Source organism: Photorhabdus heterorhabditis (assembly GCF_001280945.1).
Taxonomy (GTDB): Bacteria; Pseudomonadota; Gammaproteobacteria; order Enterobacterales; family Enterobacteriaceae; genus Photorhabdus; species Photorhabdus heterorhabditis.
The window spans coordinates 1-1,632 of record NZ_LJCS01000156.1; the positions used below are offsets into that span (position 1 = coordinate 1).

Consider the following 1,632-nt stretch of genomic DNA (forward strand, 5'->3'; position numbering starts at 1 on the left):
AAGGTTCATCAGGCGCGGAACTCATCGAGGCGCAGGTTCCTTGCCTATAGTGACGCCGGATAGATTTAAGCAAGCCCAAAATTCATCAAAATGAGTGTTGCAAAAACGAGGGCGACCATAGATTTTATGCTCTCTAAAAAGGGCGTTAGTTGCTGCGGCTGACGACGCCCTTAATGGGATTCTTTCTGGTGTCAGAATCAATGACGGATCTGCGCCAACTCGTCTTCAGATAAGCCAGTCGCTTCGAGAACAGCCTCGCGAGGCATCCCCATTTTCAAAAGGCTGTGGGCAACGTCGAGTTTACCCAGCCGCACACCTTCTTCACGCCCTTTCTGTTCACCCAGCCGCACGCCTTCTTCAAGTCCTTTCTGTTCACCTAACTGCATCCCTTTCCGAATCCCGCGTTGTTCGCCCTCGAGGCGGAGTTTTTCAGCAATAGTCATCAGAGCTTCCTCATGCTGTGGCACACGTGATGCCAGAGTGTTTAGCAAAGCAGCCGGATCGTGAGATTCTCCCGCCTGCAGCATATAGTTTATCACAGATATCAGCTGTTCCTGAGTGGTATATCCTTCCAACAACAATGTTACCAGCTGGTCAAGCAGCTCAGTCAGATCACGCTGGCGAATGTGTTTCTGCAACATTTCGAGCACAGCCATACGACGATGTTTCATTATTTCGTCGTCCGGAATAACGGTAATATCAACCAGTGGAAAATCTTTATTGTACAACTCGCCGGCAAGTTCCGGATCATCGAACTCCAAAAGCCAATTCATCGGATACGGATACGGACTGATCTTTCCCTGGTAGAATAGTACGGGTATCACCAACGGTAACGTTTTATGACCAGCATCAAGATGACGTTGCATGGCAGCAATGGCATAACGCAACATCCGAAAAGCCATGTGTTTATCAGGCGAGCTTTGATGTTCAATCAGACAGTATACATAACCGTCACCCTTACCCGTTTTTAGTGAATACAAAACGTCACTGTAGTATGGCCGCAGATCGTCTTCAATGAAGCTTCCCGATACCAGTTGCAGCGTATTCAGATCACAAACCTTCAGCAGAGTTAGTGGCAAATGGAACTGTAGAAAATCTCTGGCCGTATCTGGATGTGTCAGAAACTGCTTAAAAATAGCATCATGTAATGTTGGCGTAGTGTTCTTCTTCATTGTGCATCATATCCCTGTAACCCCGATACTCATTTTAACATATCCTTGATCACTTGTTTGCAGCTTTCGCCTTCACAGGTGCGGGCTTTATGCGCAAAATTGTCCAGCTCATTCACGCTCAGATAGTTATTCTCAATATCAACCTTTTGTTAGAGAAAAAATATTCTCATTCCTTCCTAGTGCGAGAGCATAAAAAAGTCTGCGGCACTTGAGTTATTTAGCGGTAAAGTGGGCAACTCAACCGGACTATTACCCATTATCGGCCCATGAATACTTATACGTTAAAGTGACTTCTTTAGCTGCTTTGCTACATAAATGCCCCACACTAATGAGAGGGGTCTGAAGCCCAATCGTACGAAAACGTACGTTAAGTGTATTTTTTGAACAATTTGGTGTGGCTATGGGCTTGCAGCCTGGGGTTGTACGCCCATAACGACGTAACTAGATCAGCTCATGAAAC

The 1,632-nt window shown here is 46.1% G+C and carries 1 protein-coding gene; it reads right to left on the reverse strand.

Features of this window, described 5'->3' with window-relative positions; all coding sequences use genetic code 11:
- Positions 1 to 197 precede the first annotated feature (197 nt).
- Complete coding sequence (locus tag AM629_RS21020; RefSeq protein WP_054481742.1) at positions 198 to 1,172, reverse strand: Rpn family recombination-promoting nuclease/putative transposase; 975 nt, start codon at positions 1,170 to 1,172, stop codon at positions 198 to 200.
- Positions 1,173 to 1,632 lie beyond the last annotated feature (460 nt).